The following is a 16,833-nucleotide window of genomic DNA, read 5'->3' as shown; positions in this document are numbered from 1 at the left end:
GAACCGTGGGACGGGAGGGGGGCGCATGAACACGGTGGCGCGTGAGGAGACCCGGGCTCCGTCGCCGGTGGGAGCCACGTTGGCGGAGCCACGCACCGTCCGGGCCGGCGACGGCGTCCTGTACCTGGGCATGAGCGGCGGGCTGGCGGTGGTCGGGCCGTGGACCGCCGATGACGGGACCGGGTGCGCCCGGTGCGCCGGAAGGTGGCGACGCGACCTGGAGGGCGACACCTCCCCCGTCGGCGACGAACCCCCGCTCTTCCCCCTGTGGGCCGATGTCTGGACCGTCCTGACCCGCGCCGCGGCCGAGGTCCCCGAGTCGCTGCGGCTGGCGTTGTGGGCGCTGGACTGCCGCACCGGCGAGATCACCCGCCACACGTTCGTCCCCCACCCCCGGTGCGGCCACTGCTTCCCCGACGGGGAGGGCCTGACCGTGCCCGGCGGTCTGGACACGGCGGTCGCGCGCCCGGTCCCCGGCGACGCGCTGCGGGTACGGCGGATGGACCGCGAGGAACTGCGCGAACGGTTGCTGGACTTCCGGTTCGGCCCCGCCGCCCATGTGTACCGGGACGAGGAGTCCCCGCTGGCGTTGGTGACCTGCGAGACCGTCTCCCCCGGTCACGCCCGGCGCGAAGGCGGGTACGGCCGCTCCACCCGGTTCGCCGACAGCGAGGTCCCCGCCCTGCTGGAGGGCGTCGAACGGGTCACCGGCGGCCACCGGCACTCCGGCGCGCCCCGCGTGTGGGGTTCCTACTCCGCTTTGGCCGACGACGCCGTCGACCCCGCCCGCCTGGGCCTGCACGAACCCGAATGGCACGGCCATCCGGCGTTCGACCCGATCCCCTACACCCCGCACACCCCCACCCACTGGGTGTGGGCCTGGTCCACCCTGGAGGGCCGCCGGGTGCTGGTGCCCGAGCACGTGGCGTTCTGGCACGCCGGCACCGGCGACACCCGCTTCCTGTACGAGTCCTCCAACGGATGCGCGGTCGGCGGCGACCTGGCCGAGGCCGTCCTGTACGGCCTGTTCGAGGTGATCGAGCGCGACGCCTTCCTGCTCGCGTGGTACTCCCGGACCCGGTTGCGGGAGATCGACACACCCGACGACCCCGACCTGGTCCATCTCGTGGACCTGTTGACCGAGCGCGGCCTGCGACTGCGGATCCTGGACGTCACCTCCGACCTGGGCGTGCCCACCGCGCTGGCGACGGTGACCGCGCCGGAGGAGGTGGTGCGCTCCGGGACCGCCCCCGCGATGAGTCTGGCCACCGGCACCCACCTCGATCCCCGCCGGGCCCTGATGGCGGCGGTCGAGGAGACCGCCACCAACGCCCTCATGTACCCCAAGTGGGTGCGCATGCGGGAGTCGGTGAACGTCGAGCGCTGCCGTCCCATGCTCGACGACTTCACTCTGGTGAGGACGTTGGAGGACCACACCGGCGTGCACGGGCTGTGGGAGGCCCGCCGGCACTGGGAGTTCCTGGAGCACCCGTCCGGGGTCGTGTCGGCGGAGGCGTTCGCCGCCCGGGGCCCGGCGTCGTTCGCGGGCGCCGACCTGGGCGCGATCCTGCGCGAACGCCTGGCGGCGATGCACGCGCTGGGCCTGGACGTCATCGTGGTCGACCAGAGCAGCGCCCCCTACGCGGCGGCGGCCGGGGTGCGGTCGGTGAAGGTGATCGTGCCCGGGGCGCTGCCGATGACGTTCGGCCACACCCACCGCCGGACCCGCGGCCTGGAGCGGCTGACCCGGGCGTCCACGTTGTTCGAGGGAGGAGTCCCATGGGAGCGACCCGGCGAGGTCCGTCCGGTTCCGCATCCGTTCCCGTGACGGAGGCGACCCGGGCGCTCGCGGCGTTCCACGCGCAGTCGTACGACAAGGACGTCGCACCGGTGGAGACGTTGTTCTTCGGCCCCGGACTGGGGGACGCGACGTTGCGCGCGGAGTCCGGTCCGCGCGCGCCGTCGACGGCGCTGGCGGCCCTGCGCGAGGTGGACGCCGCCGGTCCGGCGCTCGCCGGACCGTGGTCGCCGGGCGCCCGGCTGGCGGCGGCGTGCGTGGAGGCGGTGCGGGTGCGCCGGCTCTCCCCCGCCGACCGGTACCCCGTGCACCGGGCCTATCCGTCGCCGCGCGGGCTGTTCGGCGCCGACCTGTTCCTGGTCTCCGAGGCGGGTGCGGAGGACCGGTGGTGCCTGCGGGTGGACCCGCGCACGCACGCCCTGCGGCCGTGGGGCGCGTCGTCGGTGCCGGACGACCTGGAGACGGCCCTGGCCGGGGCCCGGATGGTGGTGGCGGTGGACCACCGGCGCTACCCGCCCGAGTACGGCCGGCTGCGGCCGTCGTTGGCCCTGCTGGAGGGCGGTCACCTGGCCGCGACCCTCGGGCTGACGCTGGCTCGGGCCGGACTGGCGCCCCGCACCGTGTTCGCCCCCGAGGGGACCCCGGTGCCGGAGGGGTTCGCCCCCTGCGCCGTTCTCACCGTGGGGCCGGCGGCCGACGGGGCGGTCGTGATCGACCCGCCGTCCCTGATCGGGGTCGCCGACGTCGCCGCGCGCGGGGCGAGCGGGGCGGGCCTGCGCCGGTGGTTGGACGAGCGCACCAGCGGGGTCTCCTCCGCCAACCTGGTGACCAGCGCGTACGTCTCCCCCGATGACGGCGTGGAGGTCACCCGGGCCCTGGTGGCCGCGCTGGCGGCGTCGGTCCCCGCGATACCCGCGGACACGCTGCGGCTGGACCGGATCGTGCTGGTCGAGGACCGTGTGGACGACCGGGTCGCCGTCGAACTGCGCCCCGGCGGCGCCCCGGGGCCGTCCCGCCCGGTGCCGCGCACCGGAGAGACCAACGTGTCGTCCTCGCTCGGCTACACGCTGTCGGTCGACTTCGCCCCGTGGGCGCGCGCCTTCGGCGACCGCGCCCAGACCGCCCTGCACCCCCTGCTGGGGTGGATCGCCCAGTGGGGCTGCCTGGCGGCGGCCGCGACCGGGCTGTGCGCACGGCCCATGCGCAATCACACGGAGTCGGAGTGGGCGGCCGTGCTCGGCCTGGACCCCGGTTCGACCCCCGCCTACCAGCTGTGGGTGCGCGCCGAACGCGGAACCTACCTGGACCTGCCCGTGGACGCCGCACCCTGATCCACCGTCTCCCCCCTCCCCCGAACGTCCCGAGGAGATCGATGACCCGCACCTGGTCGGCCGTGTACGTCCACCTGCACCGCGGCCGCGAGAACATCGACGCGTTCCTGCTCGACCACGTGGCGCCCGCCGCCGAGGCGGTGGTCGCCGAGGGGGACGCCCAGGCGTGGTTCTTCATCCGGTACTGGGCGGGCGGACCCCACCTGCGGGTGCGGTTCCTGAACGCCGCGGCCGAGGCGGTGCGCGGGTTCGCCGAGCACGTGCGCGCGGCGGCGGCGAAGACCTCCGACGACGTCCTGGACGTGGATCCGGCGACCTACTACGCGCGGTTGCCGCAGGCCGACCCCGACGACTGGCACGCCGACGGCGAGGTCGTCGACGCGGTCTACGAACCGGAGACCGCCCGTTACGGGGGGCCCGAGGCGTTGGAGGTGTGCGAGGACTTCTTCTGCGCGAGCACCGCCATCGCCGTGGCCGTCCTGCGGTCCGCGCCCCGGGCCGGGCAACGGCAGGCGATCGCCGCCGACCTGATGTCGTTGGCGTTCGGGATCCTGGGGTGGGACGACGTGACGGCGGTGCGCCAGGCCCGCGGATACCACGCCGCCTGGGATTTCTCGGCGGAGGTGGCCCGGGGCGACGACCGGCCCCGGGAGGAGGCCGAGCGGTTGTTCCACTCCTCGCCGTCGCGGTGGCTGCAACGGCGTTCGCTGCTGGAGCGGCTGGTCGCCACCGAGGGGAACAGCACCCACCACCTGTGGACCCGGGCGCTCGGCGACACCGTGGACCGGTTGCGGGCGCTGCACGCCGAGCGACCGCTGGCCAACGGGATCGACCGGATCGTGTGGTCGCTGGTGCACATGAACCACAACCGGCTGGGGTTGGACATCGAGGACGAGCGGCGGATCGCCTGGTTGGCCTCGCTGGCCTACCCGCGCTGGGAGGCGCGGGAGGACTACTTCGCCGACGGGGCGAGCGCGCCCGACCGCGCCTACGCCGAGGCCGCCAAGTACCGGACCGAGGCGATCGCGACCACCCAGCTGCCGCGCCCGGTGCCGGTGGAGACGGAGCGCCCCGAAGCGTTCGGAGCGCCGGTCACGGAGCTGCCGCCGCCGGTGCCGCTCACCGCGCCGTTGGGCGAGGTGCTCGCGCGCCGGGGCAGCGCCCACGGCGACTACGGGTCCGGGCTGTCGCTCGCGGAACTCGCGTCGTTGCTGGGTCACGCCGCAGGGGTCAGCGCGGAACGGGCCGACGAGCCCGGCAGGCACCGGCCGCCGCGCCGACACCCCAGCCCCGGTGCGGCCTACGCGACCGAGGTGTGGGCGGTGGTGCGCGACGTCACCGGCGTGGACCCGGGGGTGTACCGGTACCGGGCGGAGGGGCACGCCCTGGTGCGGGCGGACGGACCGGTGCCGGTGGAGCGGCTGACGGCGCTCTCCCCGTTCCTGCGCCCGTCCGCGGACGGGATGCCCGGCATGGTGACGGCGAGCGCGGGGGCGATCGTGTTCCTGGTGGGCGACGTGGGCCGGTTGCGGGCGGGTTACGGGCAGCGGGCGCTGCGGCTGCTCCTCCAGGAGGCGGGGCACATCGCGCAGAACCTGACGCTGTGCGCGACGGCCCTGGGGCTGCGGAGCCTGGTCGTCTCCGGTTTCGTCGACGACGCCGCGCACGCGCTGCTGCACCTGGACGGCATCGACCGGACGGTCATGACCCTGATCCCGGTGGGCGGCGGAGCGGAGGGGCCGCGGCGGCGGTCCGCCCTGGGAGAGCGGTGACGGACGGTGACGGGCGACGGGCGTCCGATGACCGGGCGACACACCGACGTTCCGTCCGGGAGCGTTCCCATCCCCACTCGGGAATACTCTGACCCCGTTCCCACCAGGCGTTTCGCCATCCGTCCCTGTCCTGCGGGACACAGGTCCCCTACCCCCACTGGCATTGAGCGCTACTCGGTAGTAACATTGACTTGTTACTAGTCGGTAGATCCGCGTGTACAGACACCGCGGCCAGGGACACAGCGGAGCTGTCCATGACGCATTACAAGAGCAACCTGCGCGACATCCAGTTCAACCTCTTCGAGCTGTTCCAGCGCCAGGACATCCTGGGGCAGGGCCCGTTCGAGGAGCTGGACGAGGAGACCGCGCGGACGATCCTGGACGAGATCGACCGCCTCGCGACCGGCGTCATCGCCGAGTCGTTCGAGGACGCCGATCGCAACCCCCCGGTCTTCGACCCCAAGACCAACACCGTCCAGCTCCCCAAGAGCCTGAAGAAGTCCTACCAGGCCTACATGGACGCCGGCTGGTACAACATCGACCTCCCGCAGGAGCTCGGCGGTCTCGGCGCCCCCCGTTCCCTCGTATGGGCCGCGGCCGAGCTGGTCCTGGGCTCCAACCCCTCCATCCACATGTACTCCGCGGGTCCGGGCTTCGCGAGCATCCTCCACTCCGAGGGCAACGAGGCGCAGAAGAGGTTCGCCCAGCAGGCCATCGAGCGCGGCTGGGGCGCCACCATGGTGCTGACCGAGCCCGACGCGGGCTCCGACGTCGGCGCCGGCCGCACCAAGGCCGTGGACCAGGGCGACGGCACCTGGCACATCGAGGGCGTGAAGCGCTTCATCACCTCGGCCGAGCAGGACATGACCGAGAACATCTTCCACCTGGTGCTGGCCCGCCCCGAGGGCGCCGGGCCCGGCACCAAGGGCCTCTCGCTCTTCCTGGTCCCCAAGTACCTGGTCGACGAGGACGGCTCCCTCGGTGAGCGCAACGGCGCCTACGTGACCAACGTCGAGCACAAGATGGGCCTCAAGGCCTCCACCACCTGTGAGCTGACCTTCGGCGACAAGCACCCCGCCATCGGTTACCTCGTCGGCGACAAGCACGACGGCATCCGCCAGATGTTCCTCATCATCGAGTACGCGCGGATGATGGTCGGGACGAAGGCGATCGCCACCCTGTCCACCGGTTACCTCAACGCCCTGGAGTACGCCAAGGAGCGCGTGCAGGGCAACGACCTCGCCGGCGACAAGAACTCCCCGAAGGTCACCATCACCCACCACCCGGACGTGCGTCGCAGCCTGATGACGCAGAAGTCCTACGTGGAGGCCATGCGGTCCCTCATCATGCTGACCGCCACCCAGCAGGACGCGATCCAGATCGCCCAGGCCAACGGTGAGGACCACACAGAGCTGGAGGCCATGAACGACCTCCTGCTCCCGATCGTCAAGGGTGTCGGCTCCGAGCGCTCCTACGCGCTGCTGGCCGAGTCGCTCCAGACGCTGGGCGGCTCCGGCTTCCTACAGGAGTACCCGATCGAGCAGTACATCCGTGACGCCAAGATCGACACGCTGTACGAGGGCACCACGGCCATCCAGGCCCAGGACTTCTTCTTCCGCAAGATCCTGAAGAACGGTGGCCAGGCCCTCGGCACGCTCGTCGGCGAGATCAAGGCCTTCGCCAACAGCGAGGCCGGCAACGGCCAGTTGAAGGAGGAGCGCAAGCTGCTCCTGGAGGCCACCGAGAACGTCGAGAAGATCGTCGAGATCATGGTCGGCCACGCGATGGGCGCCGCCGAGAACCCGCGCGAGCTGTACAAGGTGGGCCTCAACTCGGTCCGTCTGCTCATGGCCTTCGGTGACGTGGTCCTGGGCTGGCTGCTGCTGCGCCAGGCCGAGATCGCCCTGGCCAGGGTCGACGGCGCCGAGGGCGACGACAAGGACTTCTACACCGGCAAGATCGCCGCCGCGCGCTTCTTCGCCGACCAGTTCCTGCCGCGCGTCGCCGCCGAGCGCCGCATCGCCGAGAACGTCACCAACGACCTCATGGACGTTCCCGAGTCCGCCTTCTAGGGCCACACGGGGACCGAACCGCCGCACGGAGGGGGCGGGGCCGCGACGCGGCCCCGCCCCCTCCGTGTCGGTCAAACGGTCCTCAAACGCTCCACGGGCTGCCCCGTGACCTCGGCTATCGGCTCGAAATCAGATGAGATCAACGAGCGGAGAAGCCACGGGTTCCTCTCAGGACTCGGCCCAGACGCCCAGCTCGTTGCCCGCCGGGTCGGCGAAGTGGAACCGGCGACCGCCGGGGAAGGCGTAGGGGCCCTGGAGGACGCGACCCCCGGCCTTCTCCACCGCCGCCACCGACGCGTCCAGGTCGGCGGAGAACAGCAGGACCAGGGGTCCGCCGCCGCGGTGCTCCGGCCCGTGCGGGGTGAGACCGCCGGCCTCCCGGCCCCCGGGACCCCGGATGCCCGCGTAGTCGGGTCCGTAGTCGTTGAACTCCCAGCCGAACGCCTCGGCGTAGAAGCGCTTGGACGCCTCCAGGTCGGCGGCCGGGATCTCGACGTAGTCGATGCGGTGGTGCTGAGATGACGTCATACGCCCATCGTGCGCCATCCCACCGACGTTCCCGTTGCTCCGGGCCGTCACCCCGGTGTCGGCGATGTCCAGACGCAGGGGGCGTGGTGGTGGCCGTGAAACCCGGACGGCGCAGGATGGGGGCGCTGCCCGGGAAGGCGTCCACCTGGAGGTGGCGAACGCCCGGGTCCACGACGACGGGGAAAGGCGCGTCGGAACTCCCCGGGCCGCCCCGGAGACCGGAGAAGGCCGCGTGGGGCCGTCAGGGGCGACGGAGGATGAAGAGGTACAGGACGCCGGTGGCGAGGATCGTCGTGACGCACATGGGCACGAACGCCACGCGGAACGCGTCGGGGCCCTCCGGGAGGGCCTGGAGGACCGCGCCCGCCGCGACGGTGCACACCACGGCCGTCGTGAACCCGCTCATGTTGACCAGACCCGACGCGACCCCCGTGCGGCCCGCCGGGATCCCGTCGCGGGCGAAGTCGAAGGAGATCGTGGGGGCCAGCGTCTGTCCCACGGCGCTCGCCGCCAGGACGGCCAGCCCGACCCCCGTGGGCACCCCGCCGGGCCACACCACCAGGAGCAGCCAACCGAGGGAGAGGACGGTGCCCAGGAAGAGGGCGAGGACCCCGCGCAGCGCCGGGTGACGGCCGACGAGAGCGCCCACAACCGGTGCCAGCCACAGCGCCCCGGCGGCCAACGCGGTGAGGGTGAGGGCGGCGGTGCCCTCCACCAGCCCCAGACCGGTGACGAGGAAGGGGTAGCCCCAGAGCACCATCATCATCGTGAAGGGCGCCATCACCGCCGCGTGGTGGGCCATGCCGATGCGCGGCCCGCGCGCGGCCAGGGCCTCCTTGAGCGCGGCCCACACGGGGATGGGGTCGATGACCGTGGAGTGACCGGCGGCGCCGGCCGGGCGGTCGCGCACGACCAGCAGGACGAGCAGGGCCATGAGGACGGTGAACCCGGTCGTGACGAGGAACGCCGCGACCCAGCCGATCCCGCCCAGCGCCCAGGCCAGGGGTGCGGCGCTGGCGACCTGGCCGGTGCCGCCGACGACACCGGTGAGCCCGCTGACGAGGGCGTAGCGGGCACGGGGGAACCACAGGGCGGCCAGCCGGATGACGTTGAGGAAGACGAGGGCGTCACCGAGGCCGATGAGGAAGCGGCCGGCGATGGCGACCTCGACGCCGGGCGCGAGGGCGAACAGGCAGGAGCCCACCGCCATCGCGATCATGCCCATGACGAGGGTGTAACGGGGGCCGAGACGATCGGCGAGCAGTCCCGCGGGCACCTGGAGCAGGACGTAGACCAGAAGCTGGAGCATCGGCAGCAGCGAGAGCAGGGCGGGGCCGACGTCGAAGCGCTCCTGGGCCTCCAGGGCGGCGACGCCGAGTCCGTTGCGGTGGAGCATGGCCAGGAAGTAGCCGCCCACGGCGACGCCCCAGACCAGCCAGGCGCGGGCGCCGCCCATGGGTTCCTGGGGAGCCTCGCTCCCGGTTGTCCTGTCACCGGATGTCTGGGTCTGGGTCACGGGTGCTTCTCTCGTAGAGGTACGACCTCTCCAGTCTCCTTCAGACGCGCGCGCGCCTATTACACCGGGGTTACCACGGACGCAGAACACCACGCCGGCGGGTGCGGCACAGCCGGACCCGCCAAGGGCAAGGAAGGGCGCGAGAAGGGTCAAGGGCCTCCAAGCTGGGCAAAGTCACCCTGAGTGACTTCTGATGCGCTATGCGCTGCCGGAACCGGTGACACTTCCTACAGCAGACTCGGGATTACTCGCGAGTAATCGCTCCTGAAAAAAACGTACACACTATCGATAAGCAATCTCTGACCTGCGGATATACAACAACATGCGGTCGAGACCCTTTCGTTAAATGTGACATTGGTCACTCCCAGAAGTCTCGACTACCGGGGGTCAGGTACTGCTAGCATCCGGAGCGCAAAGAATAACTACGAGGTAACGACAACCTCTGAACCTCACCAACTTTGTGGAGGGAAGCCGTCAACGCCCCCAGGGCGGAACGGTGGACCTTGAACCGCCGCAACGTGGCCGCAATCGCCACACACGGTCCGAACCGCGGCAAACGAGACACACTGGAGACGACCTTGAGTCACTGGCGACTGAACAACCCCCGGGTCTCCCGGGTGAAGTCGGCACTTGCCAGACGGGTCAAGCACAAGCCCCGCCACGCGTTCTGCGCCGAGCGCGCGATCACGGCCCTGCTGGGTGAACTCACCGCCTCCACCTCCCGCCAGTTCTACTGGTCGGGGACTTCCGAACTGGCGGTCATGTCGGTGAAGCACGACGTCAACGTGTGGTGCCGGGACGGCCGTTTCTTCTGGAACGACCTCTTCCAGGGCGGGACCATCTCGCACCCCGCCAGCGACCCGGCCGGCGCGGCCGCGATGCTCAATCCCTTCGCCTACTCGCCGGAGCCGTCCTACCGCTCCCAGCCGGTCGCCGCCTGACCCCTTCCACGATCGGGCGCCCACCCGGTCGTGACGGCGCCGTGGCCCGGCCACGGAACGCCCATCCACACTTCCACGGCCGATCCAGCCGCACCACGCGGCGGGTCGGCCGTCGTGGTGTTCGCCGACCGACCCGCCAGACCCGGGACCCCCGGGCCGCTCGCACGGCGATCCGCCCCCTGCCGTCCTCACGGGGCCGATCCACCGGCACGACATCTAACGCGGTCCCAATCGGTTCGCGGTTCCCTCTTTTTCGAACTTTTCTCACTCAGGTCACGTGGGCCCCACAGGCCACATGGCCAGCACGGAAAGTCACGTGATCGACACGCAAAGGGACCTTGTGCGAGAAAAGGCATCAGGGGCGACCTTGGTCCCGAATCGTGCCCTAACGGCGATGCCGACGGACTAAGGTGTCCCCTACCCCTCTTCGTCCCGACCGCGTCCTCATCCGCCCCTGGACCCCCCAGAGGACCCATGCGCCCCCTCACCCCCGATGAGCCCGATCGCCTCGGCGGCTTCCGCCTGATCGCCCACCTCGGCTCCGGCGATCTGGGTGACGTGTACCTGGGTGTCGACCCCGAAGGCCGACCCGCCGCAGTCCGCGCCGTGCGCCTCGAATACGCCTCCGATCACGCGTTCCGCACCGGCTTCACCCGTGAGGCCGACGGCACCACCAGGGCGCGCGGCCGTTTCATCCCTCCCCTCCTCGGTCACGACCTCGCCGCCGAGCGCCCCTGGTTGGCCACCGGTTTCGTCGCCGGCCCCCGCCTGCGCGACATGGTCGGCCGTGGCGGGCCCCTGCCCGGCCCCGCGCTGCGCCTGCTGGCCCGAGGACTGGCCGAGGCCCTGGACCACATGCACACGCAGGGGTGCGTCCACCGCGACCTGTCCCCCACCACCGTCCTCGTGGACGCCACCGGACCGAAACTCATCGGCCTGGGCATCGGCCGCGCCCTCGAAGGCTCCCCCGTGGGAAGGGGGAGGTCCACCCGGCCACCCGCCTACACCGCGCCCGAATACCTGGCCGGACGGGCCGTCCTGCCGGAGGGGGACCTGTTCTCGCTCGGCGCGGTCCTGCTCTTCGCCGGCACCGGCCGCGCCCCCTTCGGCGAGGGGAGGTCCGCCGAGGTGACCGCCCGGGTCCTGCGGGAACCACCGGACCTGTCCGGCGTTCCCGAGGAGTTACGCGACACGATCGCCGCCTGCCTGGACAAACTCCCGGAGAACCGGCCCTCGGCGGCGCGGCTCCTGGAGGAGCTCGGCGGTCCCCTTCCCGACGAACCCCCCGCGCCCTCCTGGCTGCCGCCGCGGTCACGCGAAACCGTCATCCGGGCCGAGGAGGCCTACCGTTCCGTCGCGGCCCCCACCCTGGGCCCGCTGCCCCCGCCCGGCTTCGATCCCTTCCCCGTCACGATCCGCGCCACCGGGCCCCGACCGCACGGCCGCGCCCTGCTGCGGGTGTGCGCCCTGGTGTTCGTGCTCCTCCTGTTCGCGGTGCTCGGCGTGTACTCGCTGTCGGGAGCCGAGAGGGAGGCCTCCGGAACCGCGGCCTCGACCTGCTCCCCGCACAACGGCCCCTCCGAGACGCTGCCCCCGCCCGAGGCCCCCGAGGCGTCCTTCTCGCCCGACACCCTGGTCGAGCTGGCCTTCTCCCTCGACGGAGCGACCCTGGCGGTCACCACCGGCGACGGGACCACCCTGTGGAACTGGCGCTCCTCGTCCGCCGTGGCCCACGTGCCCAACGAGGCCGCGCCGTTGCCGCCGGCCCCGGCGGCGTTCAGCCCCAACGGGTGTCTCATCGCCCAGGCCTCCCTGCACGGGGCGCTGGTCACCGACCTGTCCACGGGCCGCTCCTGGACGATCGCGTCGGGCCGCACCATCCGCTCGGTGGCGTTCAGCCCGAACGGCGCGGAGCTGGCCCTGGCCATCGACAACGATCCCGACCGACGGTTCCTGCACCTGTACGACACCGAGACCTGGAAGCCGACCACCGCGCTGGCCGGGTCGGGCTCGCTGGGAGCCGTGCGGTACACGCTCGACGGTCGGACGGTGGCGGGTGGCGAGTCCGGCGGCGGCGTGGCCACCTGGCGCACCCCGGGCGGTGCCCGGATCGGCCTGGTCCGGGACCGCAACGGTGCGGGCGCGGGCGCCTTCGACGTGGTCACGGGCAACGGCGGGGTGCTGGTCATACGCGGTGACCGGGTCCTGTTGATGAACCCCACCATGGATCGGGAGGTACGGGCGTTCGTCCCCGCCGACGACCACGGTGTCCCGGTCGACGTGGTGCACAGCCCCTCCAGCGGGCGGGTCCTGGCCGCCAGACTGGCACCGCAGACCGACGCGGCGTTCCTGTCGATATGGGACTTCGAGACCGGCGAGCCGGTGCGCACCCCGTGGTCGCCGCCCGCGCTGTTCCCCATCGCGATCTCCCCGGACGGTTCGCGGTTGGCGGGGGTGCGCCCGGAGACCGGGGACATCGCCGTGTACGACATGGGGATGACGCTCATGGGCATCCTGTCCGAATGATCCTCCCGGGTCCGCGTTCGACCGCGTCACGCACGCTTCGTCACCCGACCGCTACATTGACAGGAACACCCTCCCCCTCCCCGGCCCTCCCCGCTCCCGTACCTCGACCACGTGAGGAACGTGCCCGCCGTGCGACCCCTGGCCCCTGACGACCCGCAGCGGATCGGCCCCCACCGGCTGCTCGCCCGGCTGGGCGCCGGCGGCATGGGCAGGGTGTACCTGGCGCGCACCGCCGACGGCCATCTGGCCGCCCTCAAGGTGGTCCGTGAGGACCTGGCGCACGATCTGCTGTTCCGGGCGCGGTTCGCCCGAGAGGTCCGCGCCGCCGGACGGGTGCGCGGGCCGTTCACCCCGGCGGTCGCGGACGCCGACACCGAGGCGGACGTGCCGTGGATGGCCACCGAGTACGTCCCCGGTCCCACCCTCAAACAGGCGGTGCTGTCGGGCGGCCCCTTCCCGCCGGAGTCGCTGCCGGTCCTCACCTTGGGCCTGGCCCGGGCACTGGCGACGATCCACGAGGCCGGGCTGATGCACCGCGACCTCAAGCCGAGCAACGTCCTGCTGTCGCCGCGCGGCCCGCAGGTGATCGACTTCGGCATCGCCCGCGCCGTCGAGGGGACCGTCCTCACCCGCACCGGACAGACCCTCGGCACCCCCGCCTACACCTCCCCCGAGCAGGTCGTCGGCGAGGGCGTCTCGCCCAAGAGCGACGTGTTCTCGCTGGCCGGGACCGTGGTGTTCGCCGCGAGCGGTGAGCCCCCCTTCGGGCCCGGCCGGCCCGGTGAGGTACTGCGCCGGGTGATGACCGGCGAGCCGAACCTGGACGTGATCACCGAGGGGCCCCTGCGCGACGTGCTGTCCCGGTGTCTGGCCAAGGACCCGGACGAGCGGCCGGAGACGGCGGACATCCTGAGCGCCCTGGAGTCGCTGCCGCCGCCGACCGCCGAACACGGCTGGCTGCCCTCACCCGTGACCGAGCAGATCGACCTCCAGAGGGACCGGACCCGGTCCGTGGAGGAGGCCGAGCGCACCACCGAGGCGATGGCCCCACCGGCCCGGGGCGTCCCCGGCCCCGAGGAGGCCGCGGGGGCCGGGGACGCGGTGCCGCCGACCGGCCCGGCCGGAACGCGACGGCGACGCCGGGCGGCGGTCGCGGCCGCCGCCGCGGCCGTGGTCGTGCTGGGTGGCACGGCCCTGGCCCTGACCCTGCCGTCGGGCGGTGGGACGTCGACCGCGGAACCGAGCGCCTCGCCGTCGGAACCCGGAGCGTCCCCCTCCACCTCCGAGGCGTCGGCGGAGCCGGACTCGTCGCCGCTGGCCGGGTGGGCCTACGACCTGGTGTTCTCGGAGGACGGCGAGACCCTGTACGTCTTCGGGACGGCGGGGGTCTCGGTCTGGGACTGGCGCGCGCAGGAGCTGATCCGGGTGATCGGCGGTGCCGCGCCCCAGGCGGCGGCCCTGCGGCCCGACGGGCTCTTCGCCACCGGGTACGGGATCGGCTCGGAACACGTGACGTTGTGGGACGCCGCCACCGGCGAGGAGATCACCCGCCTCGGCTACGACAACGAGGGCCGGGGCTTCTACGACATGCCCGCGTTCACCTCCGACGGTTCCCGTCTGGCCCTGGTCGCCGCCGAGGGCGGCGACCCCGACGGCGACCGGCTCATCCAGGTCTGGGACGTCGAGGAGGAGACTCCGGAGGGTCCGGAGATCCCGGTGGACGGGCTGATCGGCGACCTGGTCTTCGCCCTCGACGACACCCGTCTGGTGGGCGTCGTCACCGACCGGTCCTGGAACAACGACCACGTGGCCGTGTGGGACGCGCGGACCGGGGAGGAGCTGTACCGGATCGGGGGCGAGGACGGCGTGATCTTCCACCTCGCCCCGTCCCCCGACGGGCGGACCATGGCGGTCCGGACCGAGGACCGGACGGTGCGCGTCGTCGACATCGCCACCGGGAACGCGGTGCGCGCCATGGCCGAGCCCGGCGAGGAGCACGAGGCGATCACCGGCCTGGGCTACTCCGTCGACGGCGACCGGTTGTACGGCGCCGCCTACGGGTGGGCCGACGACCGGGGCAGCGTGTGGGATCCGCGGACCGGCGAACTCCTGCACGACGCCGACGTGATGGTGTACGGCCCGATGGGCGCCCACCCCGACGGGGAGCACCTGGCCGTCGCCGCCGACGGCGGCGGCCGGATCCTGATCCTGGACGGCGCGTACACCACCGTCGCCGAGCTGACCTAGGAGGAGCCCGCCATGCGACCACTCGCCCTCGGCGACCCCCGGACCGTCGGCCCCTACCGGATACGTTCCCTGCTCGGTGTCGGCGGCATGGGCCGCGTGTACCTGGGCACGGCACCCGACGGCGGCGCCGTCGCCGTCAAGGTCGTGCGCGCCGAGTACGCCTACGACCCCGACTTCCGCGGGCGCTTCGCCCTCGAACTCGACCTGGCCCGCCGGGTGCACGGCCCCCACACCCCCCGGGTGCTGGACGCCGACCCGTCCGGGCAGACCCCGTGGATGGCCACCGAGTACGTCATGGGGCCCTCCCTGCACGACCTCGTCCAGCTCACGGGGCCGCTCACCGAGGACGCCGTCCGGTTCCTGGGCCGGGGCGTGGCCGAGGCGCTCGGCCGGGTACACGCGACCGGCATGGCGCACCGCGATCTCAAACCCGGCAACGTCATGGTCTCCGCCTCCGGCCCGCAGGTGATCGACTTCGGCATCGCCGGGGCCATGGGGGACGCCCACGGCGAGGACGGGCGGATCGTCGGGACCCCCGGGTACATGGCCCCGGAGCACGTCCGCGAGGAGGTGGGCGGGACGGCCTCCGACGTGTTCGCGCTGGGCGGGGTGCTCGTGTACGCGCTCACCGGCACCGGACCGTTCGGCGAGGGGCACCCCTCCGCGGTCCTGTACCGCATCGCCCACAACGATCCCGTGCTCAGCGGTGTGCCCGAGTCGCTGCGCGGGCTGATCGAGGCCTGTCTGGCGAAGGACCCCGCCCGGCGCCCCACCTCCCGCCAGGTGCTGAAGACGCTGGGCGGTCCGGCCGCGCCCGCCGCCTCGGCCGAGGCGTGGCTCCCACCGGCCGCCGTCGGACTCCTGACCGGGATCTCCCGGGAGTACCGGGAGGCCGTGGAGTCGTCGACGTACTCCCACCCGCTCGACCGGCGGGCGCTGGAGCGGGCCCGCCGCCGTGGGCGGAGGCTGCTCGTCGCGGGTGCGGCCGCCACCGCGCTGCTGCTCGTCGGCGGGGCCGGAACGTGGGCCGCGGTGACGAACCGGGGCGGGGGCGAGGAGGCTCCCGAGGAGGGCCCGGGGCTGCGCGACCGGTGCGATCTGAGCACCCACGTGGCCGCCGGGTTCGCCGCCAACGCCCGGGAACGGCCGCTGGCGCCCACCAGCCGGTTGCTCGCCACGGCCTTCTCCCCCGAGGGGGACGTCCTGGTGGTGGGCGGGAACGAGGGCATCGTCCTGTGGGACTGGCGGGAGGGGACCGAGTCGGCCCGCATCGACATCGAGACGGAGGGGTCCGGGGCGGTCCCCGTGATCTCCCCCGACGGATGCCGGATCGGCTACGCGGACGCCGACGGCGCGCACGTGTACACGGTCGAGACCGGCGAGCACCGGGTCTACCAGGAGGGCACCGACGTCAAGGCGGTGGCGTTCTCCCACGACGGCGGGTCGCTGCTGTACGCCGACTGGATGTCGGACTCCACCGTCATCGAGGTGGAGCTGGAGACCGATGAGATCGTGGGCGCCTACCGGGGCCCGTCCAACGCCCACGAGATCCACGCGACCGCCGACGGCGCGCACGTCATCGGCCTGGACTTCAGCGGTCGGTTGAACGTGTGGGACGCCGAGAGCCGAGAGGAGGTCCTGAGCCTGGAGGGGGTGGCCTCCGGGTGGGGCGCCAACGTCGCGCTCGTCGGCTCGGAGATGTACCACGTCACCGAGGACGGGCGGATCGTCCGCACCGGCCTGCCCGGCGGAGAGGTGCTCGGTGAGTTCACCGCCGAACTCCCCGAGGGGAGTTCTCTCGGCGAGCTGGCGGTGAACCCCGAGGGCGACCGCCTCTACGCCAACCACAGGTCACCGGACTTCGTCATCACCCCGGAGAAGGCCGCCCGGTTCGGAACCAAGGTGTGGGAGCTGTCCTCCGGGCGGGAGCTCACCGAGGAGAAGGACGAGGGGTTCATCGGCGGGATCACCGTCCACCCCGGGGGAGAGGTCATCACGGGCATCCCGTTGGACGGCGCCCCGGTCTGGGTGATCGACCCCGAACGCATGCGCCTGATCGACCGCATCGGCTGACCCACCGTCCGCCCCGACCCCGCCCCGAG

General features: G+C 72.6%; 10 protein-coding genes. 8 read left to right on the top strand and 2 right to left on the bottom strand.

Translation table 11 applies throughout. The annotated features are described in order from the left end of the window. Positions 1-25: 25 nt before the first annotated feature. The 4 genes from PWG71_RS16915 (at position 26) to PWG71_RS16900 (ending at position 6,973) form a co-directional block, all read left to right on the top strand. Positions 26-1,828, top strand: a complete 1,803-nt coding sequence (locus PWG71_RS16915) for a TOMM precursor leader peptide-binding protein (RefSeq protein WP_274810707.1) — start codon at positions 26-28, stop codon at positions 1,826-1,828. Beyond that, positions 1,825-3,129, top strand: coding sequence for a hypothetical protein (locus tag PWG71_RS16910; protein WP_342455986.1), 1,305 nt, complete (start codon positions 1,825-1,827; stop codon positions 3,127-3,129). The genes PWG71_RS16915 and PWG71_RS16910 overlap by 4 nt, the downstream gene beginning before the upstream one ends. Positions 3,130-3,170: 41 nt before the next feature. Then, on the top strand, positions 3,171-4,901 hold the full coding sequence (locus PWG71_RS16905; protein WP_274810705.1) for a thiopeptide-type bacteriocin biosynthesis protein: 1,731 nt from the start codon (positions 3,171-3,173) through the stop codon (positions 4,899-4,901). Positions 4,902-5,155: 254 nt separating this feature from the next. Next, positions 5,156-6,973 (top strand): acyl-CoA dehydrogenase, encoded by a 1,818-nt coding sequence (locus tag PWG71_RS16900; protein ID WP_274810704.1) that lies wholly within the window; start codon positions 5,156-5,158, stop codon positions 6,971-6,973. Between the two features lie 168 nt (positions 6,974-7,141). On the opposite strand, the gene PWG71_RS16895 is transcribed toward PWG71_RS16900, so the two are convergent. Then, the gene (locus PWG71_RS16895) at positions 7,142-7,501 is read right to left on the bottom strand and encodes a VOC family protein (protein ID WP_274810703.1); all 360 of its coding nucleotides are present in this window, start codon (positions 7,499-7,501) and stop codon (positions 7,142-7,144) included. Positions 7,502-7,742: 241 nt separating this feature from the next. Beyond that, the gene (locus PWG71_RS16890) at positions 7,743-8,957 is read right to left on the bottom strand and encodes an MFS transporter (protein WP_274810815.1); all 1,215 of its coding nucleotides are present in this window, start codon (positions 8,955-8,957) and stop codon (positions 7,743-7,745) included. 638 nt (positions 8,958-9,595) lie between these two features. Between PWG71_RS16890 and PWG71_RS16885 the strand changes: the two genes are divergently transcribed. From PWG71_RS16885 to PWG71_RS16870, 4 genes are all read left to right on the top strand, one after another. Beyond that, on the top strand, positions 9,596-9,958 hold the full coding sequence (locus PWG71_RS16885; RefSeq protein ID WP_274810702.1) for a hypothetical protein: 363 nt from the start codon (positions 9,596-9,598) through the stop codon (positions 9,956-9,958). A 474-nt stretch (positions 9,959-10,432) separates the two neighbouring features. Continuing rightward, positions 10,433-12,484 carry a WD40 repeat domain-containing serine/threonine protein kinase gene (locus PWG71_RS16880; RefSeq protein ID WP_274810701.1) on the top strand — a complete coding sequence of 684 codons (2,052 nt, stop codon included), beginning with the start codon at positions 10,433-10,435 and terminating at the stop codon, positions 12,482-12,484. A 129-nt stretch (positions 12,485-12,613) separates the two neighbouring features. Beyond that, positions 12,614-14,731, top strand: a complete 2,118-nt coding sequence (locus tag PWG71_RS16875) for a WD40 repeat domain-containing serine/threonine protein kinase (RefSeq protein ID WP_446725046.1) — start codon at positions 12,614-12,616, stop codon at positions 14,729-14,731. A gap of 12 nt (positions 14,732-14,743) precedes the next feature. Then, positions 14,744-16,804, top strand: coding sequence for a serine/threonine-protein kinase (locus tag PWG71_RS16870; protein WP_274810699.1), 2,061 nt, complete (start codon positions 14,744-14,746; stop codon positions 16,802-16,804). Positions 16,805-16,833: the final 29 nt, after the last annotated feature.

Origin of the sequence: Nocardiopsis sp. N85 (assembly GCF_028882275.1) — a bacterium.
In the GTDB taxonomy this organism is placed as follows: Bacteria; Actinomycetota; Actinomycetes; order Streptosporangiales; family Streptosporangiaceae; genus Nocardiopsis; species Nocardiopsis lambiniae.
The sequence above is the reverse complement of the archived record's forward strand: the minus strand, read 5'-3'. Positions and strand labels throughout refer to the sequence as shown.

What these genes read in the sequence shown, in the direction of transcription:
- PWG71_RS16905 (WP_274810705.1), top strand. Translation starts at nt 3,171, where the DNA reads ATGACCCGCACCTGGTCGGCCGTGTACGTCCACCTGCACCGCGGCCGC.
- PWG71_RS16900 (WP_274810704.1), top strand. Translation starts at nt 5,156, where the DNA reads ATGACGCATTACAAGAGCAACCTGCGCGACATCCAGTTCAACCTCTTC.
- PWG71_RS16890 (WP_274810815.1), bottom strand. Translation starts at nt 8,957, where the DNA reads ATGGGCGGCGCCCGCGCCTGGCTGGTCTGGGGCGTCGCCGTGGGCGGC.
- PWG71_RS16870 (WP_274810699.1), top strand. Translation starts at nt 14,744, where the DNA reads ATGCGACCACTCGCCCTCGGCGACCCCCGGACCGTCGGCCCCTACCGG.
- PWG71_RS16915 (WP_274810707.1), top strand. Translation starts at nt 26, where the DNA reads ATGAACACGGTGGCGCGTGAGGAGACCCGGGCTCCGTCGCCGGTGGGA.
- PWG71_RS16880 (WP_274810701.1), top strand. Translation starts at nt 10,433, where the DNA reads ATGCGCCCCCTCACCCCCGATGAGCCCGATCGCCTCGGCGGCTTCCGC.
- PWG71_RS16895 (WP_274810703.1), bottom strand. Translation starts at nt 7,501, where the DNA reads ATGACGTCATCTCAGCACCACCGCATCGACTACGTCGAGATCCCGGCC.